The organism is Agarivorans aestuarii, assembly GCF_019670125.1.
Lineage (GTDB): Bacteria > Pseudomonadota > Gammaproteobacteria > Enterobacterales > Celerinatantimonadaceae > Agarivorans > Agarivorans aestuarii.
This window is the reverse complement of the sequence record NZ_AP023033.1, coordinates 2,670,931-2,690,770: the sequence shown is the minus strand read 5'-3', so window position 1 is coordinate 2,690,770 and position 19,840 is coordinate 2,670,931. Positions and strand designations below refer to the sequence as shown.

Annotated in this window: 15 protein-coding genes; 9 read left to right on the top strand and 6 right to left on the bottom strand. The window is 44.5% G+C overall.

Annotated elements, in window-relative coordinates; genetic code table 11:
- Positions 1-3 precede the first annotated feature (3 nt).
- On the bottom strand, positions 4-1,602 hold the full coding sequence (locus K5609_RS12485) for an ABC transporter substrate-binding protein (RefSeq protein WP_221073931.1): 1,599 nt from the start codon (positions 1,600-1,602) through the stop codon (positions 4-6).
- Positions 1,603-1,674: 72 nt separating this feature from the next.
- Entirely contained in the window at positions 1,675-2,655 is a 981-nt protein-coding gene (gene pspF / locus K5609_RS12480; RefSeq protein ID WP_221073930.1) for a phage shock protein operon transcriptional activator, read from the bottom strand.
- 172 nt (positions 2,656-2,827) lie between these two features.
- On the opposite strand from pspF, the gene pspA reads away from it, so the two are divergent.
- From pspA to K5609_RS12445, 7 genes are all read left to right on the top strand, one after another.
- The gene (gene pspA / locus K5609_RS12475; RefSeq protein WP_016402612.1) at positions 2,828-3,496 is read left to right on the top strand and encodes a phage shock protein PspA; all 669 of its coding nucleotides are present in this window, start codon (positions 2,828-2,830) and stop codon (positions 3,494-3,496) included.
- 8 nt (positions 3,497-3,504) lie between these two features.
- A complete protein-coding gene (gene pspB / locus K5609_RS12470) occupies positions 3,505-3,729 on the top strand; it encodes an envelope stress response membrane protein PspB (RefSeq protein WP_016402611.1) in 225 nt (74 codons plus the stop codon).
- Entirely contained in the window at positions 3,729-4,103 is a 375-nt protein-coding gene (gene pspC, locus K5609_RS12465) for an envelope stress response membrane protein PspC (protein WP_221073929.1), read from the top strand. Before pspB ends, pspC begins: the two co-directional genes overlap by 1 nt.
- 259 nt (positions 4,104-4,362) lie before the next feature.
- A complete protein-coding gene (locus K5609_RS12460) occupies positions 4,363-5,835 on the top strand; it encodes a TyrR/PhhR family helix-turn-helix DNA-binding protein (RefSeq protein ID WP_221073928.1) in 1,473 nt (490 codons plus the stop codon).
- Between the two features lie 264 nt (positions 5,836-6,099).
- A complete protein-coding gene (gene leuB, locus K5609_RS12455) occupies positions 6,100-7,206 on the top strand; it encodes a 3-isopropylmalate dehydrogenase (protein WP_221073927.1) in 1,107 nt (368 codons plus the stop codon).
- Between the two features lie 115 nt (positions 7,207-7,321).
- The gene (locus tag K5609_RS12450; RefSeq protein ID WP_221073926.1) at positions 7,322-8,500 is read left to right on the top strand and encodes a cystathionine beta-lyase; all 1,179 of its coding nucleotides are present in this window, start codon (positions 7,322-7,324) and stop codon (positions 8,498-8,500) included.
- A gap of 146 nt (positions 8,501-8,646) precedes the next feature.
- Complete coding sequence (locus tag K5609_RS12445) at positions 8,647-9,726, top strand: DM13 domain-containing protein (RefSeq protein ID WP_221073925.1); 1,080 nt, start codon at positions 8,647-8,649, stop codon at positions 9,724-9,726.
- Positions 9,727-9,774: 48 nt separating this feature from the next.
- On the opposite strand, the gene K5609_RS12440 is transcribed toward K5609_RS12445, so the two are convergent.
- The 4 genes from K5609_RS12440 to pdsR all read right to left on the bottom strand — a co-directional run bounded on the left by K5609_RS12440 (position 9,775) and on the right by pdsR (position 16,612).
- On the bottom strand, positions 9,775-12,552 hold the full coding sequence (locus K5609_RS12440; RefSeq protein ID WP_221073924.1) for an EAL domain-containing protein: 2,778 nt from the start codon (positions 12,550-12,552) through the stop codon (positions 9,775-9,777).
- Positions 12,553-12,905: 353 nt separating this feature from the next.
- Positions 12,906-13,658 carry a substrate-binding periplasmic protein gene (locus K5609_RS12435; protein WP_221073923.1) on the bottom strand — a complete coding sequence of 251 codons (753 nt, stop codon included), beginning with the start codon at positions 13,656-13,658 and terminating at the stop codon, positions 12,906-12,908.
- A 99-nt stretch (positions 13,659-13,757) separates the two neighbouring features.
- Positions 13,758-15,920: a proteobacterial dedicated sortase system histidine kinase gene (pdsS, locus tag K5609_RS12430; RefSeq protein ID WP_221073922.1), complete on the bottom strand. Its 2,163-nt coding sequence runs from the start codon at positions 15,918-15,920 to the stop codon at positions 13,758-13,760.
- Positions 15,920-16,612, bottom strand: coding sequence for a proteobacterial dedicated sortase system response regulator (pdsR, locus tag K5609_RS12425; protein WP_221073921.1), 693 nt, complete (start codon positions 16,610-16,612; stop codon positions 15,920-15,922). Before pdsR ends, pdsS begins: the two co-directional genes overlap by 1 nt.
- 220 nt (positions 16,613-16,832) lie before the next feature.
- Here pdsR and pdsO point away from each other — a divergent pair, with 220 nt between their 5' ends.
- The gene (gene pdsO / locus K5609_RS12420; RefSeq protein WP_221073920.1) at positions 16,833-17,573 is read left to right on the top strand and encodes a sortase-associated OmpA-like protein PdsO; all 741 of its coding nucleotides are present in this window, start codon (positions 16,833-16,835) and stop codon (positions 17,571-17,573) included.
- Positions 17,574-17,599: 26 nt separating this feature from the next.
- Positions 17,600-19,783: a marine proteobacterial sortase target protein gene (locus K5609_RS12415; RefSeq protein WP_221073919.1), complete on the top strand. Its 2,184-nt coding sequence runs from the start codon at positions 17,600-17,602 to the stop codon at positions 19,781-19,783.
- Positions 19,784-19,840 lie beyond the last annotated feature (57 nt).

The window sequence follows — 19,840 nt, the reverse complement described above, 5'->3', positions numbered from 1 at the left end:
GGCTTACTTCCTATAGGCGTTGTTAAACGAAACGCCTCCATATGGGTTCCAAGTAATACCGTGAACGCTGTCGTTATACGAATACATTTTTAATGCGTGTGTTAAGGGTAAAATAGGCACATCTTGTTCGATTATTTTTTGAATTTTGTAATAGTTTCTTACTCGGTCAGCAAGGCGTGTAGAAGCTGTTGCTGCGTTGAGTAGCTGTTCAAAGTGACCATTACACCAGCGGCTAAAGTTATACCCTTGCTCTACTGCGTCACAAGAAAACTGCTGCCTAAAGAAGTCATCGGGGTCGCTGTTATCGGTAGACCAACCCACTAACAATAAGTCGTAGTTTACTTCTGGCGCTCTTAGATAGCGACGCAAAACTTGCCAATCAAGTAAACGCACATTCACTTGATAGCCACCGTTGACCAAGTCGTTGCGTATTAACTCGGCAGTTTTGCGTGGTTGGGGATTGTAGCTTTTGGCTTCGTTCAGCACCCATAACTCAATCGGATCTTGTTTGGCCTTTTCTATATAAGGGTAAACTAGGTGATCTTGCTCAGGAGAGCGAGATTGGTGTCGATAAGCCCAAGATGAAGGAGATAGCACACCCTCTGCAATGTCGGCTGTCGACAAATAGACTGAGTCAACTATGCGTTGTTTGTTTACTAATCCGGCTACGTTGCGGCGAATTCGTACGTCGGCAAAAGGAGGTTTTTGGGTATTAAATGCCAAGTAAGACACATTTAGTCCAGCCTGCACCGACACTAACAACTCTTCGCGCGCTTTAAGCACTTCTAGCTGATTGGCTGCTGGCTGCGCCATAATATCGCATTGCCCCGTGAGTAATTTGGCTAAGCGAATCGACGAGGTTGGGGTTATATCAAATACCAACTGTTGCATCGGCGGCGCACCACGCCAGTGTAACCAATGGCGGTAGTATCGAATAAAGTGATCTTTACGCTGGTTAACGTAATAAAACGGCCCGCTGCCAATAGGTAATTGGTCAAGTTGTCCCAGTTGGTTTGATTGACTGAGCTTGTCGGCATACTCAGCTGACAAAATCACCGCGTAATCGCTGGCAAGATTTGCTAAAAACGCCGCATCGGGTCGCTTTAACTCAAATTCAACCGCACTTTCTGAGAGCTTGGTGAGCTTACGAATATTGCTGCCAAAGCCAATGTTATTGAAAAAGGGATAATCGCCGTTGGCCAGTATGTATAGTGGATGTTCGGTGTCTAAAATGCGTTCGAAACTCAATATCACATCATCGGCATTTAGATTGCGCGATGGGCTAAAGTAATCGGTTTTATGGAAATGAATACCTTGGCGTAAGTCGAAACGATAGCGCAAACCGTCTTCACTCACTTGCCAGTTATTCGCTACCCCACCAACCAATTGCTGAGTAATGGGATCAACTTCAACTAAGCGGTCGTATAGGTGTCGCGATGTCACCGCAATCGCATTGATTGAGCTTTCAAGTTGCGGGTTAAACGTATGTGGCGCAGTTTCGGTGCAATAGACTAAACCAAGCTTTTTTACATCTTTTTGCTGGTCGCAGCCAAGTAGCAAAAAAGCTAGACACATCACTGTGCCAATTGAGAATGCATTCATGAGAAGCTGATATCCTGATAACTGCTTGATAATTTACCATTAACCATCTGCTTATCTCAACCAATGAAAGGCTTAGCCTTGAGTATTAATGTGATGTTTTTTGATCAAACCCCTTAGTTGATGGTAGCTGATCTGCAGGGCTTTAGCGCTGGCGGTTTGTTTGTAATGATTATTTGCTAAGGTCTTAGTGATCAATTGCTTCTCAAAGTTAGCCACTTGTTGATTAAAACCGCTTTGTTTCAGGCTTATTTGTTCGTTGTTATTAGTTGGTTTTAGTGGCCGCCACGGGGAAGCAAAAGGATCGAGATTAATAGCATCCACCATTCCCTGATTATCGCTGCTTTCTACTACCGCTCGTTCCACCACGTTTTTGAGCTCTCGAATATTGCCCGGCCAAGAATAGTTGTTTAGCTGGGTTAACACTGTTTGGCTAAAACTGGGAACATGGGGGAAATTTAGCTCTCTTGCCATTTTGTGAGCAAAATGCTCCGCCAATAGCTGAATATCATCAACGCGATGGCGCAAGGGCGGCAGGGTAATCACCGCAAAGGATAATCTATCTAGCAAGTCAGCCCTAAATTCTCCTTGTTCCACTAGCTCGGGTAAGTCTTGGTTGGTGGCGCACACGAGTCTTACGTCTACTTCAATCGGCTTGTTGCTGCCTAGGCGTTCAATTTTGTTGTATTCAATGGTGCGTAATAGCTTCTCTTGCACTTCATTTGGCATGTTGGCGAGTTCATCTAAAAACAAGGTGCCTCTATCGGCTTGCTCAAATCGCCCAATCCGCTGTTGCGAGGCGCCTGTATATGCTCCTGCCTGGTGGCCAAAAAGCTCCGACTCAATCAGGTTCGGATTTAAACTCGCGCAGTTTAAGCTGAGATAATGCTTATCCCAGCGCTCTGATAAAAAGTGCAAGCGTTCAGCAATCAGCTCTTTACCGGTGCCGCGTTCACCTATAACCAGTACCGGGCGGTTTAGCGGGGCCAACAGTGATACTTTGTCTAGTACTTCCAAAAAACTTGGGGCGTTACCTAATAGGCTTGGGGAATCCATCTTGGTCTCTTTGACTAAAAGTTGGTCAGTATAACTATATAGCCAGTGTGTGGTTTTGTCATTTTTATATAAAAGTTATAAATATCAATGTATTGACAACTTGGCACACGACTTGTAATCAATTAATTCGAAAACATACATTGATCCCTTTCGACCTTATTAGGAGTGCACCATGGGAATGTTTAGCCGTTTAACAGATATTATTAATTCCAACATCAGCACTATGTTAGATAAAGCCGAAGACCCACAAAAGATGCTACGTCTTATCATTCAAGAAATGGAAGACACCTTGGTGGAAGTGCGCGCTAGTACAGCAAAAGTATTGGCCGACAAAAAACAGCTGATACGTAAAATTGAGCATTTAGAAGAGCAAGCTGAAGATTGGCAGGCTAAAGCTGAACTTGCCTTAAGTCGCGAACGAGAAGATTTAGCGCGCTTGGCATTAGTTGAGAAAAAACACTTACAAGAGTCAATTAAGCAGCAGCAAAAAGAACTAGGCTTAGTGGACGATAGTTTGTTGCAGTTGCAGCAAGAGATTGAGCAGCTAGAACTTAAATTAAGCGAATCAAGAAATCGTCAAGCTGGTTTATTAGCTCGTCAAACCACAGCCAAAAACCGCCATGCAGTAAGGCAGCAGCTAGATAACGAACGCGCCTTAAAAACGCGAGAAAAATTTGAACAGTTTCAAGCTAAGATCGATCAACTTGAAGCGCGCGCAGAAGTATTTGGTAAGGAAGGCGATAACAACCCTGACTTAAACAAGCAATTTGCTGAGTTAAGTGCCGACGCTGAAATTGCCGACGAGCTAGACAAGCTTAAAGCCAAGTTAGAGCAAAAATAGGAGAATTTATGCTTACCGTATTGGTGACGCCGTTAATTTTGTTTATGGCCATAGTGGCCCCACTGTGGCTTATTTTACATTACAAGAGTAAGCGTCAGGTAGAACATGGAATTAGTGAACAAGAGCGCGAGCAGCTAAATGCTTTAGCTACTCGAGCCAAAGATATGTCAGCGCGCATTCATGCTCTAGAGAATATTTTAGATGAAAGCGTGCCGCATTGGAGGGAGCGCTAATGTTTGATAAACCACTATATCGCGACCCACAAAAAGGAAAAATTGCTGGGGTGTGTGCTGGTTTAGCACATAGCCTTGGCGCCGAAACATGGTTAATTCGAATCATTGCTGTAACTTTGGCAATTACCAACCTAGGTTTGTTTTTTATCATTTACGGCGCTGCCTGGTTATTTATGGATAAGCGGCCAAGCAACTTAAAGGGGGACGACGGCGTAACTATTAAGTCAAAAGTATGGCAACGTGGTGAAACTCCTAGCCAAGCGGTAAACGAGCTAGAGCATCAATTTGATGATTTTGAACAGCGCTTGCGTAAAGTAGAAAAAGTAGTGACAGCACGCGATTTTGAGCTTCACAGTCAGTTCAAAAACCTTTGATCCAGCGCAATATGCAAATACCTAGTTCAAATTAACTCAAGTGAATCTTAAATGACGCTTGGGTTAAGCTTACTTTTTTGGTTAGACTAAAGAAGTATATACATAATTGGGCAGTCTAAACCACTGGCTTGATAGGGAAATAGGAGTGCTATTTGCGTTTAGTATGGATTGTTGGAGAAGGTGGCATGTGGTGTTGCTGTGAGTTTTTGCAGGCCCTACAGCTGCTGACTCGTTCACTAAATGAGCAAGTGGCAACAACATGCGCATAGAGTTAAACTGCCAACAAAACACCGAAGTTTTTAGCGCGGTTCTCGGCGTTTTAGTTAAACATGGTCTAGCGCTACAGGCTATGCAGAGTGTCGACACTGGGCACTTGTTTCTTCATCTTACCGAATTAGAGCTTCCTCTTACACAGCAACTGCTTAGCGAATTTCGATGCTTAAATGGCGTATCCGATGCGCGTATCGTGTCGGCACTGCCTTCAGAAGTTGAGCACAAAGAAGTTCAAATTTTGCTGGATAACGTGCCTTACCCCGTGGTGTTAATTGATAAGTCTGGAGAAATTCGCCAGTTTAATCAGGCCTTCGAGCAATCTTGTGGTGATACACCACACCCGCTTACCAATAGCGACATAAGTAAGTTTTTACGTGGATTTAGTGTGCAGCGCTGGTTTGGTAGCGGCTCGGGTAAACGGGAACTCGTTGAAATTCAACTCAGCGGCCGAGTCTACATGGCCGACATTATCCCTCTTTCAGAAACCGCACTGTTCTCGCACCTACCAGGCGCAATCATGCTGTTTAAATCGGCGCATTGGTTAGAGTCGAGCTTCGATTTATCACAGATTGAGCTGGGCATTAGCGAAGGGCGTTTAGTTGCCACCAGTGATGAAACCAGCAATGTACTTAACAGCTTAAAACGTTTAGTTGAGCACCCTATGCCTAGCTTGTTGTTTGGAGAGGCGGGAGTTGGTAAGCGCTTTTTAGCACGTTTGTTAAACGAGCTTTCTATGGGCAGTGACGAACGCTTTCACGTAGTAAGTTGCCATAACCAAGAATATAGCTTGTCTGAGCAACTAGCCGAAATTGCCGCCGAACAACCTAATACGGTATTGCTAAGTAATATTGAAAAACTAAAAAGCAGTGAAGTTGAAGATGCGGTTAGCTCGTTAAGCGCCCCTCAACTTGGCATTAAACACCTGTTGTTTTCTAGCAGGTACACACCAGAGCAGTTGGCAGCTTTGTGGGGCGGAGACTGCTACTATTCTTTGATTAAAAATAGCATTAATGTACCGCCACTTCGTCAACGTAAAGAAGACATTGTGCCTTTGGCGCAGTCTTGGTTAGATTTTCAATATGCCAAGCATCAAGAAGTGCCGCCGCCTTTGAGCAGAGAAGTAAAACGCTATTTAAGCTCTTTAAGTTGGCCTGGCAATATTCCTCAACTTTACCAAGTACTGCAGGACTCTTTAGATATCGGCAGTATGAAAAAGTGGCAGGTGAGCGACATTAAATACCATCATGAAAAAGTGGTGGATAATGTCAGTATCGAGAGCTTGCTGCAGCAAGACTATCACTCGGCGATGGGCGAGTTTGAACACCTCTTGCTCAGCTATCATTATCCTCAACACCCTAGCTCACGCTTACTGGCGAAAAAGTTAGGTTTGTCTCACACAGCAATTGCCAATAAGTTACGTGAGCACAATATTCGTAACAAAACAGATTTAGATAACTAAATAAGTAATTTGCTAGGGGTCACCGATGATTAGGTCTTCGGTGACCAGCTAAGCCTATCTTCGCTATCTCCGCTATCTCAAATTTGGTGCCACTGTTGCTACTTTGTTTAGAGTCTTCACTAAACCTTTTCAAAAATTAAAGCTTTTAGTAAAAACAGCGTTGAAATAGCCCTTCAAAGCACGATCGGTGGTTTACCCTTGCGCTGGTTTTGCTATGATGCGGCAAGCAAAAAAATAAACTAATGCAACGGAGACGCAAACACAATGAAGACCTATAAGATCGCCTTATTGGCCGGCGACGGCATCGGCCCAGAAGTAATGAAGCAAGCGGTCAAAGTACTTAAAGCGGTTGAAGCGCGTAACCCTGAAGTAGCATTTGAATTAAACGAAGCACTATTTGGTGCAGTTGCCTACTTCGAAACGGGTAAATCTTTCCCCGCTGAAACCATCGCTATTTGTGATGAAGCAGACGCAATCTTAAAAGGCACAATTGGCCTTAACCATGAAGATTCTAAAAAAATCCCAGTAGACGAGCAACCAGAGCGTGGCGCGCTACTTCCGTTACGTCGTCGTTACAATACCTACGCTAACTTCCGCCCAGTATACTTACCTCAAGAACTCGCTCACTTCTCGCCACTTAAGCCTGAAGTCATTGGTGACGGCATTGACCTGATGATTATCCGCGAGCTAGTGGGTGGTTTGTACTTTGGTGAGAAAGAAGTAGGCAAAGACGACAATGGCAAGCGTTATGTTCGTGAAGTACTCGAGTACGATGAAGATCAAATTCGCGATATTCTAAAAGTTGGTTTTGAAACTGCTCAACGTCGTAAGAAAGTCATGCATAACATCCACAAGAGTAACGTACTAAAATCAAGCGTACTGTGGAACGAGATTCTTGAAGAAGTAGCAGTAGACTACCCAGACGTAGAAGTTAAGCACATCTTGGTTGATGCAGCGGCTACTTACTTATGTTTAAACCCTGGCCAGTTTGATGTAATGGTGATGGAAAACATGTTTGGTGACATTCTAAGTGACCAAGGCGGCGGTATTCTAGGTTCATTAGGCCTAATGCCTTCTGCATGTGTTGGTCCAGAAAAATCTTACTACGAGCCTTCTCACGGCAGTGCTCCAGATATCGCGGGCAAAAATATTGCTAACCCATACTCAATGATAGGCTCTGTAGCATTAATGCTAGAAATGAGCTTTGGCATGGAGCAAGAAGCGAAGAACCTATGGCACGCAATGAAGTCGGTGTTTGCTAATGGTTACGGTACGCCAGACCTAGCCAAAGGTGAAGATGCAAAACTTATCGATACCGACGCCTTTGGCGACATGGTAGTTGATGAGTTGAATAAAGCACCGCGTGCTTAATTCGTAGAATGCGAATAACCAGCCTACGGGCTGGTTTTTTGTTATAGCGCTTCAATCAGTCAGTGCGCAATGCATGCTTAAGTGTATTGTAAAAACCAAGCTGGATTTAACTACCATGAAAAAATCAACCAAAATAGTGAGTGCTGGTCGCGATAAAAAGTGGACTCAAGGCTTAGTGAACCCTCCGGTATCTCGTGGTTCTACTGTTGTATTTAATAGCGTTAAAGAGATGAAACAAGCCACGGCTAAACGTCATGATAAAACCTTGTTTTATGGACGTAGGGGCACCCAAACCCACTTTGCCTTTCAAGAGGCTATGGTGGAAATAGAAGGCGGTGCAGGCTGTGCTTTGTATCCTTGTGGTACGGCTGCAATTAGTGGTGCGCTGTTGTCTTTCTTGAAGCATGGTGACCACCTGCTCATGGTAGATACTGCCTACGAACCAACTCGCGACCTTTGTGACAAATTGCTTAGCCGCTATGGCATAGAAACCACCTATTATGATCCGATGATTGGCGGCGCTATCAACGAGCTAATTCAAACCAATACCAAGGTGATTTTCTTGGAGTCTCCAGGCTCTTTAACCATGGAAGTGCAAGACTCTCCAGCGATTGTGGCTGCAGCTCGAGCGGCAAACCAAGATATCGTGGTGATGTTAGATAATACTTGGGCATCTCCAATTAACTTTAGCCCCTTTGATTTCGACATCGATATTTCTATTCAGGCTGCCACTAAGTACATCGTTGGGCATTCCGATGTAATGTTAGGCACCGCGGTGGCTAATCAACGTTGTTGGGATCAACTGCGCGAAAACTCTTATTTACTGGGTCAGTGCACTTCGCCAGACGATATCTATTTGGCAATGCGCGGAATGCGTACCTTGGGTGTGCGTTTGGCACAGCATCAAAAAAATGCTTTAGAAGTGGCTAATTGGCTAGCGCAGCGTGATGATGTTGATCATGTTCGCCATCCCGCTTTGGCAAGCTGCCCTGGCAATGAGTTTTTTGAACGTGACTTTCAAGGTTCTTGTGGTTTGTTCTCCTTTGTCATGAAAGGTGGCAATCAAGCGGCATTAACCGCGCTATTAGATGGAATGGAACATTTTAAGATGGGCTATTCTTGGGGCGGTTATGAAAGCTTGATCATGGGAGTGAATGGAGTAGAGAAGCTACGCACTGCAACTCAATGGAAGGCCGAAGGTACCTTGATTCGTGTTCATATTGGCCTTGAAGATACCAGCGATTTAATCGCCGATTTAGACGCTGGCCTTGCGCGATTTAACGCTGCCTTATAGTGGTTTATTTTATCGCTGTTTATAAGTCGCCTTAGGGCGACTTTTTTGTGGCTAATTATCACAATTTGATAACATTTGCCCAATCGGCTTGTTGCTTGAAATTTGCTTTGTTAGCGTTAATACATAATTAAAGCAAAGGAATGCCCATGTTACTTCAAGCAACTTTAAAATGGTCCACCACGCTGTTATTAGCGTGTTTACTTGCTGCCTGTGGAGGTGGAGGAGGAAGTGATGGTGGAACGCCTTCACAGCCCTTAACCGGCGCGCAACTATTTAGCCAAGCAGAGCCCGCTGGTAATCAATTTTCTTGTAGCACTTGTCATGCTGCCAGTGAAAATGCGCAAGGCTTAGATGCGCAGCAACTTCATCGGCCGGCGCATTCTTTGTTAAACGCTACCCGCCGAAATGCCTTTTATAATGGTACGTTTAGCGAAGTGATTGATGCGGTAAACAATTGTCGAGTCGATTGGATGGATGCAAGCCCTTATGTTAGCGACAGTAATGATTGGTTGGCATTAGAAGAATATTTAGTAGGCTTGAGCGATAGTGGTGATGCAACAGAAATTGCCTTTAATCAGCTTGCAGCCGTTAGTGATTTTAGTGCAGCGGATATAAGCGCTGGGCATGATCTATTTAATCAAACTTGTGCTACTTGCCACGGACAAAATGCCGCAGGGACCGGGCTAGCAAGAACGCTTGTGGGCAGCGGCTTAAGTGCTCAACAAGTGGCTAATAAGGTACGTAATTCGGGGCCTAGTACTAGCAGCTATTTCACCAATCTCTCTGGTGGTAACATGCCGTTTTGGAGTGAGCAACGACTCAGCGACCAAGAGCTAGTAGACATTGCAAGTTATGTTGAGAGCATTAATGGGCCGCAAAGCTTTAGTTGTAATGCTAGCGACCACCCTAAAGTTGGCCAAGTCGCCATGTTAAGCACACTTTCTCACAATGTGAGCGGGCGGGTAGAGATCATCGACAATTGTACAATTGAAGTCACCGGATTCAATTACGATGGTGGTGGTCCAGACGTATTATTTTATGGTGCTCCAAGCAGCGATTATACCCAAGGTGGTTTTGCTATCGGCGACATTATTAATGGCCCGATGTATAACAACGATACCTTAAGGCTAAGCTTAGCCAATGCCCAACAGTTAGATCAGCTAGCCGGCATTAGTGTATGGTGTCGAGATTTCAGCGTAAGTTTTGGCGACGGTTTATTTAATTAAACAGCCCCTAGTTAAAGGCGAGCATTGCTCGCCTTCTAAATCTGCTTGTTACTCACAAGGCTGAGGTTTCCCAATGCCATAACCTTGCACAAAATCTACGCCTATTTCTTCTAACACTGCGTGAATTTCCGCATCTTCTACAAACTCAGCTACGGTTTTCATATTCATTAAATGTGCAATGGCATTAATTGACTCAACAATGGCGCGGTCGGTAGGTTGTTTAACAATATTGACCACCAAACTGCCGTCAATTTTTAGATAATCAACTGGTAGGTTCTTCAAATAACCAAATGACGAAGCACCGCTGCCAAAATCGTCTAAGGCAAAGCGAACCCCAATTGCTTTCATTTCTCTAATGAACTCAAGTGCACGTGAGAGCTGTGATATTGCTGCGGTTTCGGTTATCTCAAAGCAGATGTTTCTAGGGTTAACTTGCGAGCTTAGTAATAGCTCTTTAACCCGATTTACAAATTCGTCATTACTTAAGCTAAGACCCGACAGATTTATCGATACCACGGTATCACCTTCGGGAAAGTACTGCTGATAGCGCTCGAATACCGTTTTTAAAACCCACTGGTCAATAATGGTTATCACGCTGTGTTTTTCTGCAGCAGGGATAAACAAATTAGGAGGAATGGTTTTACCTTGTTCATCGCGGTAGCGGATTAAAATCTCATAATGTTTGTGGCTATCTTGTTGGCCTATTGGCGCAATAACTTGCTTGGCTAAGTAGAATTGGTTTTGCTCTATTGCTTGGGCAACATTGGCGATGTAGCCCATTTGTTGTTCTTCATTAAACAACTCATCATCGTTTAAATTGGCAACATAAACTCGACCACGGCCAGCTTCTTTGGCTTTGTAGCAAGATAGGTCGGCTTTACTAAGTAACTCGGTGTCGTTTAATGCGCCAGTAATCGGCACCATGCCAATGCTCACACCTACGTTAAATAGCCGTTGATTCCAGTGAAAGCGGTAGCTATCAACTTGTGCAATAACTGTTTCGCACAATTGTTGGGCATCGCTAAGGCTTTTATTTGGCAATATTAGACCAAACTCATCACCGCCTAAGCGGCCAACAATATCTTGGTGAGTGGTACAGCGTTTAATTACAGTGGCAACTTCTGCCAACATTGCATCACCGATAAGATGACCTGCAGTATCGTTAACCAACTTAAATCGGTCTAAATCTAGAAAGCATAAAAAGCCACTAACAGCTTGCTGCTGAGATTGCTGCACATAAGTTTTAAGCTTTTCATTAAAACTAGAACGATTGATTAAACCTGTTAATTCATCATAAGCGGCTTGATAAGCGAGCTTTTTACTCAACAGGTGTTCTTCAGTAATTTCTTTGCTAATGCCACGATAACCAATGTATAAGCCGTGTTTATCAAATACTGGCTTACCATTAAGCAGGAATATTTTTATGTCTTTACTGGTGAGCTTTAGCTTAAAAGTTAAGTTGTTGATGGGCTGCTGGTAGGCGAGGGCTGCTTCATATTCAAGCCACGGAAAGCTTATGTTGGGATCGTGTTTGCACAGCTCTGCCAAAGTTTTACCAATAAGTTGATTGGGCTCTTGTCCATACAGAGCTTGGGTTTCGCCAGATATATAACTAAGGCGTTGCTCGGTATCTGTTTCCCAGAATACATTCGCACCAGCATTGGCTAAATCTCGGTAGCGGGTTTCGTTTTCGGCGAGGATATGACGGGTGATACTGCCGCGCCTAATAACCTCGGCGAGTAAGATGATGATTAGAATGCTCACAATAAATGCCGACACTACTAGGCGAACCATCAACTTGTATTTCTCGTAAAAGGTTTCTTCTTTGTTGATGATTAAAGCGTCTTCGGGCAGGGAATTGAGTTTAAAACTGTGTTCGTTTAGTTGCTCCCAGTTAAATACCCACTGGCTACGCGCTAAGGTGATGGGCTCAATGCTTTCTATTGGTTCGTTGCTTAGAATGCGTTTTACTAGCTCGGCTGCGCGCATCGCATGTTGTCGGCCATCAAGCTCATCTGCTCCCACCGCGCCATACTTGAGTGTGGTTATGGCAATGGTGTAAATCGGGTTATTAGTCCAAGTAACCAACTGCTCGGTGCCTTGGTTCCAACTTAGTAGCGCATTGTTTTGGTTTGGGTTGATGAGTTGCCCTAGTAACAGAACAGGCACATTACTGGAGAACTGGCTGAATACTTCGCTGATATCATCTAAAGATAACTCTTCAATGACATGAATATTACTTGGTGCACCAGGTTTACCAAACACCGTGCGCGCTTTGGCTAAGTTCGCTAAGCCTGTGGCACTTTTGTCAACAATTAGCACCAGCTCATCAACTCCGCTTTGGCTTTTGATGCTGGTGATGGTGCTGGCAATATCGCGGTTTTCAAATACTCCGGTCATATTTGGAGCATGGAGAACGTCTTCTGTTACTCGATTAATGCCTAAATAAACGATGGGCGTGCTAGTAAAAAAATCGTTTCGATGATGGCGGATTAAGTTGAAAGCGGGGTCATCGGAAATAACAATAACATCTAGTTCAGTGCTGGCATATTTGGTCTTGAGATACTTCAAAAAGCTTAGATTGAACTCACCTTGTGGATAGCGTTTAGCATCTAAGTATTCGTGGAATAATCGAGTATCTTGATCTTCTTTGAACGAGCTATCTAAGCCCTTTTTGAGATACCCCGTCCAAAAGTGCTCTGCATGGTAAGAGTGGATAACTAATACATTGTTGCTAGCTTGAGCGGCAAAACTTAAGGCTGCAAATAGTGTAAATAAAGGCAATATACATTTAAACAGATATTTTAGGATACTCGAGTTTTGCAAATTGGCTCCCTGCCTTAGCATTGTATTAGCTATCCCTAGATACAGTATCAACATGAACGTCTATTAAGCCTAAGCCATTGTTTGATACTTGCTCACCGATTTAAATAATCGCACAATGTTTATGATATATCGTTATTTGCGTAAGTGCTTATTAATAAAGCGTGAACTTAATTACAGCTTTGCTTAGCGGCTTAAACAACAGGCCTACTAATCACAATGATTACTGTAATTATCGCCGTGAAATTTAGTGGTTTGTGAGCCAGTTACCTAGATTTAAATTGGGCTAATTTCTTTAAGCTGCACAGTGTCATCATGCTAAAGCTCTGCAAGATGCTTTGGTAGTTATGAGGCTCTCAGGGCTTTAGCTTTTGTTGTTGATAGTTGGCGAGTAGTTCTTGATAAGCATCGGTTTCTTTTACTTGTTTTAAAGCCTGCTTAAATTGCTCAATCACCGTATCGTCTACGGCTTGATTAAAGGCATAACAAAGCTGTTCTTGGTTAAGCAGCCATTTTACTTCGTAGTTGCTTAGCGAATAGCTATTTTGTTTGGCGGCGTGCCTAATGGTTTGCTCGGTTTCGGCAATGAAGTCAACACGATTGGCTACTAGCAGTTTTATTAGGTGGTGGTAGCTGTCGGTGAGCATTAAACTGCCATCGTCTACTTCATTGTTCAGTAGCAGTTGCTCGCCAACATCGGCTCTTAGAACGCCAACCTTTAACTCATTGAGTTGCTCAAGTGACTGAATGTTTGGCGTGCTATCTGCTTTGCCTAGCAGCACAACACTAACGGTATCAATTGGGCAAACCCACTTAAAATATTGTTTACGTTTGGCAGTGAGAACCGTTGCAAACAATACTGTGTTTGGCTTCTGCTCCAATAAATAATAAGCCCGCTCCCAAGGCATAACTTTAATTGCTTGCTCGGGATGCTCCATCTGTTGCCACATCAGTTTTAATAGCTCAACCGCGAAGCCCTGAGCTTGTCCTTGCTGGTCCAGATAGTTAATAGGGTAGGCATCTTCTGTTAAATAGCTCAGTTTATCTAGCGCTGTATAGCTAGACAAACTAAAGCAATATAGACAGAAAAGGGTAAACAAGCGCTGCATAGTTCTACTCTACGAATAACAATTCGTTTAAGTATAGAAAGTGAGTTACTAAGCTTGCTAGATTTCTGCTAAATGTGCGCTAAGTAGAGCTTTAAGTAATTACTCAATAGGCAATCGCACACAAAACTCCACGCCGCTGTTGTCGGTAAAATTGCGAGCACTAATGGTGCCGCCGTGAAATTCTGTTATTAGCCTAGCAATATACAAGCCCAAACCCAAATGCGGTTTTTGCTGAGCTTGCTGGCTGCGAATAGATACCATTGATTCAAAAATTTGCTCCACCATGTTGTCGGGGAGGGTGGGCCCATGGTTGCTTATCAGCAATACGGCATCTTTGTTGTCTTGCTGGAAACTGACTTTAATGGCCTTATTGGGAAGGCTAAACTCCATAGCATTGGCCACTAATTTATCCATTAACTGAGCGATGTATTCCGGCACTCCGGTTATCAGCATGGTATTTGGGCTAATATCGCAGTCGAAGGCCTGTTCAGGGTAAGTGTACTGGTAGCCTTGCATGCAGCCAGAGACTACCTTGTTTAGTGGAAATTCGCTGGTTTCTGCTTGAGATAGGCTTTGCTCTAAACGGGTGGCTTCGCTCATGTTGTTGAGGATCATGTTTAGGCGATTTACCCCTTCTTGGGCTCGGTCTAGGTACTTTTGCGTATCCTGATCATGCGTTTTCAAACTTAAGTGCTCTAGCGATGAACGCACTACTGCAACCGGTGTTCGTAGTTCGTGAGATAGGCGCGAAGACATATTTTCTAAATAATGCGTATATTGCGCTAAACGACCAACAATATTGGCGAAGCTACGAGAAAGGTCACCAATTTCGTCACGGTCTTTAGAGCCTTGCAGCGAAGCTTTAACCCTTCCTTGGCTATCAATGGCTTTTTCTGCTTGGTCTCGTAGTTTGCGAATGCGGCTAGAAATGCTCGAAGCAAACAAAAATAGCGATAATGTGCCCACGCCCATCACTAGCAAAATAATGTTAAACAAGCGCTCTAAAGCGCGATTACGCAAGGTACGAATGCCGTTGGTTGTTTCTTCTGCTATCACCACTCCCATTACTTGATCGTCTATCCAAATTGGGCTGGCAGCGGCCAATACAACAGCTCTCCCATCGGGGGTCAATCGCCAAGTAGAGCCCGGTTTTCCGCTTAATGCTTGCTTAATGTGGCTGCCATCTAATTGGGTAGAGTCTTGTAATGAGTCAACAAAATCCTGAGGTGGTTTGGTTAATACCTTGTAGTAAAGAGGGTGAAGGTATTCGCTGGTGAACTTGTTCCACCAACTTTCTTTGTTTATTGGGCTTAAGCTACGCGCCCAAATGCTTTGGGTGCTTCGAATGTCGCCAGATTTTGCTAATACGCGGCCATGTTTATCAACTACCCAAATGCGTGAGCTGTTGTGGCTCATGCCTTTAATAATGCTTTCTATTTCCGGAGAAGGGACCAGTACTGTGCCAAGTTTATCCACTGTATCAATGGCCGAAGTACCAACAATTGAAACCAATTCTCGCTTAGGCGTGCGGTTTACATCATAGATAGAAAATCCTAACTTGCTGCCCACCATGCTAAGAGGGATCCGTAGCTCAATATTGTAGCCTTTAGCGGTCTTAAGCCATTGACCCTGAATCTTGACCTCTGGTGTTACGGGTGTGGTTTGGCTGGGGTCGAGCGGTAACTCAAAAGCGTTGATCCAGCCATCTTCGGTGGTGGCAACAATATAGCGGCGGAACTGACCGTCAGGAGCTAAAGTTGCAATTGCTAAATGGTCGTTATTATCTACTCGTAAGGTGTTTTTACCTCGGTAAACCACGTCGCTATCGGTCACTTCAAAATAGGCGTACAGGTAACGGCCAAATTTACCCACCATGTGAGTAAATTCGCTAGTTAAAGGTATATTAGGATCTGCTTGATAAATAACATGTTCTTCACCATAGCGCAGCATGCGATGCTGATACTCTTGCCAATCGTTGAGCTTGCCATCGAGCTGAATTGGGCCAGACAAAGGATAAGCATATAAATCACGGCCCTTTTGCACTTGACTTAAAAAGCTGGCTTGGCTGTTAAACAGTTTTGGCCGCTCATGCAGCGCAGTAGCAAGTGCTTGAGTGGTGCCTTCTAAGGTCTTTTCCTGACCTAAGCGTAGGTATTTTTCCATCTCCCAGACATATTGATAGCCCAACCAAGGAAGGCACAACAAAAACAGTGACAAGATGGTGACTTTGGCGCGCAGGCCAATAGGTAATACAGGTAGCATTAGGCAAGGCTATCCCAGCGGTAACCCATGCCGTACACCGTATCGATGCACTCAAAATTTGCGTCTGCGGCTAAAAACTTTTTACGGATCCGTTTTACATGCGAGGTAATGGTGCTGTCATCTACAAAGATTTTTGCTTCGGTCATTAGCTCTTGCCGGCTGCGCACATGTCCTGGACGTTTGGCTAAAGCATGCACCATCCAAAATTCGGTTACGGTGAGCTCGATGGTTCGCTGATCCCAGGTTACTTGCATGCGATTGCCATCAATGGCTAAGGGACCTCGTTCTAACAAGTTGTTCTCTTCTGGGGCAGCGCCGACTAACTCGGAACGGCGAAATAACGCAGCTATGCGGGCAACTAGGTGTGGGAAGCTAATATCTTTGGTGAGGTAATCGTCGGCACCTAAACGTAAGCCACAAACGGTATCAAAGTCACTATCGCGAGCGGTTAAGAAAATAATTGGCAAGGTGCTAGACATAGCGCGCAGTGATTGGCATAAGGAAAAACCACCGTCTATCTCATCTTCTAAACCAATATCAATAATCGCCAAATCGGGCAAGCGGGTGTTAAAAGCGGCCAGTGCTGTAGGCCGATTGGCATAGGCTTGCACACTGTAGCCTTGTTGTTGCAATACGTCTTTGTAGTTTTCGCGGATCGCCGCTTCATCTTCTACGATGGCAATTCGTTTCATATTGATACTTAAGTTCTAAGCTGCTGACTTGCATAGACTATACATTATTTTTAAGCGCCTTTGGGGGCTTCGGGGCAATTGCCATTTTGTTGCCACAATTGATAAGCGAACTGCCATTTTTACCGCCTGATAATGCCATTTCAGCGGTGTTTAATTGATTCATCGAAAGGGCAAGCACAATTAAGCCTATTAAATTAAACACACTGAGAAGGACATACTCATGAAAAAGCACCTAATTGCATTAACCGTAATCAGCACTTTAAGCCTATCTACTCAAACTATGGCGAATAGCGATATACAGCCAACAGAGCGAAATGGCAAAACCGAAATGATTGGTTTTGGCTCTGGCGCGGCAGTCGGCGCTTTAGTTGGTGGACCTATTGGCGCATTTATTGGCGGTTTTACTGGAGTTTGGATAGGCAAATCGGTTGCCGATGAAGAAGAGTTAGCCGCCCAACAACAACAACTGGGTGAGCAGCAACAAGAAATTGAAGTACTGGCAAAACGCAGTGAGCAGTTAGAGTCACTTACTCAGCAACATGCCCGTGTGAATGCTCAGCTCTCTCAGCTAAAAATGGCGCAACAGCAAAAACTTGAAGAGCTAGCCATTGGTTTGAATGTGCAGTTTAAAACTGGTTCGTCGGTGATTGAGCCTCACTTTAAACAACAGCTTGACGATGTGGTATACGCCATGAGTTTAGCGCCCGATTTAAAACTCGACCTTACTGGTTATGCCGATCGCCAAGGTGACTCAAGTTATAACCAAGCCTTATCGGAACAACGTTTAGCTGAAGTTCGCCGCTACTTAATTAATAACGGAATTGCTGAGTCGCGCCTGCATTCGCAAGCCTTTGGCGACACAGCTCCTTTAAAAGCCGAAGCTAACTTAGAAAACAACTTCTTTGACCGCCGAGTCACCTTAAAGCTGATGTCTGACCGAGGCATGTTGGCCGCTCAGTAATAATGGCAGCTAAAGGAGATAGCGTTATGAAAATAGATCTACTGAAAATCAGTACCCGCTTTTGCTATAGCGTCTCTTTTGGCGGGGCATTCATCATATTATGGGCGGCCTTTGTGTCGCCCAGCCAAGCGGCACTGCACACCGAGCGAGATGTTGTTGATCAACCTGAGCAAGCCAGCTTGGTGTATTTCGATAGCAACGGGCAGCGCCAGTACAGTTTGCCTTTGTCTACAAAGGTAAATATGCAAGTCTCTGGCATGACAAATAGGGTTACTTTGAGCCAAACTTTTGTCAATGACACTGAGCAGTGGGTAAACGGCACTTATATGTTTCCTTTACCCAATAATGCTGCGGTCGATCAGATGCAGCTGGTGGTAGGAGAGCGTGTTATTGAAGGGCAGATTCAAGAAAAGAAACAAGCCAAACGCACTTTCGAAACAGCCAAAAAGCAGGGCAAGCGCGCTAGTTTGCTTGAGCAGCTGCGGCCAAATATTTTTACCACTGCAGTAGCTAATTTAGGGCCAAACCAAATCTTGGTGGTGAAGATATCGTATCAGCAGCAACTCAGCTATGAAGATGGCGAATTTAGCTTACGCTTTCCTATGGTGGTGAATCCACGTTACAGCCCGCAAATTTTCAAAGACCAAACCCGAAGAACGCTGGCCGATGAAAGTGAAATGCCCTTGTCTTTAGCCAGTTTGCTGCAAGAGCCTTATCAACAAGAAAATAACAGTAGTGAATTTAACCAGGCTTATCAGCTATTACGCCATAGCGCTCGCCAATATGCGCAGGCTGGAAGCCAACCCTCACTAAAGGTAGATTTGCATATAGCCCTAAATAGTGGCTTTGAGCTCGAAACCTTAGAGAGTCTTTATCACCCAATAGAAAAGAGCATTCGTAGTGACGGCACCATCGACATAAGCTTGCTCGATAGCAAAGCCAATCGCGACTTTGTTTTAAAGTGGCGACCGATAGTGGGCAGTCGACCAGAGGCGGCCTTGTATAGCCAAACCGGTTTAAGTCATGCCGACAACCAGCTCCCAGCAAAAGATGATTACGCCTTACTTATGTTAATGCCACCTCAGGGCAAGCCTGATGATTTATTAAATATATCCCGAGAGTTGATTTTGGTGATTGATACCTCAGGCTCAATGTCGGGAGAGTCGATGATTCAAGCGCGTGAGGCCTTGCATGAAGCCCTGTCTGGATTAGCAGCAGGGGATTACTTTAATATCATCGAGTTTAATTCAAACTATCGTCGTTTTAAGCCGAGTGCAGTTAGCGCCAATGCTAGCAATAAAGCCAAAGCGCGCCGCTTTATTAATGGCTTAAGCGCTAATGGCGGAACCGAAATGTTTGGTGCACTTAACGCTGCGCTCAGTGATCCCAAACAAGCAGCCTCGAACGCCTTACGCCAAGTGATTTTTATTACTGATGGTGCAGTGAGTGATGAACAATCGTTGTTTGAACTAATTGATAATCGCCTCGCTGATAATCGCTTGTTCACCATTGGCATTGGCTCGGCGCCTAACTCCCATTTTATGCAACGAGCTGCTGAGATAGGCAAGGGTACGTTTACCTACATTGGCAAGCAAAGTGAAGTAAAGCATCAAGTTACACGTCTGTTTAAGCAAATTGCTCACCCTGTGGTGAGTGATGTTAAGTTGGCATTTAGTGATGGTACGGTCCCTGAATACTGGCCGGCTAACATTCCAGATCTCTATTTAGGGCAACCGCTAATGCTGAGCATAAAACTGCCTAGCGGCGCGCATCCGCAACTGGTGGTGAGCGGCAATATTGGCGAGCAGTTTTGGCAACGCAGCCTTAACCTACAAACCAAGCAGCCAGCAGCCGGCTTAGATTTGCTGTGGGCTCGCCAATATATTGCAGCCTTGGAGCTAAGTAAAAGCCATATAAATCAACAGCGTGTAGAACAGCAAGTATTGGCCTTGGCACTTAAGTATCACCTAGTGAGTTCGCAAACCAGTTTGGTTGCAGTAGATGTAACGCCTGCTAGGCCGGCCAACCTACCTGTTGTAAATAAACAAATAGATGGTGGAATGCCGCATGGTTGGCAGCAACCAGCGGCGCTACCGCAAACCTCTACCGCTAGCCGTTTGTTGATGTTGTTAGGTGTAATGCTGTTAGTGCTTGCAGGGCTGTCATTTACGCTAAGGTCCAGAGCTTCTGAACATAAGGTTTCTATTTAATCTAGGTCGTCCATCTCCGAGCTACTGGCCAAAGCTTGCTAGCTCAGACTCTTTCAC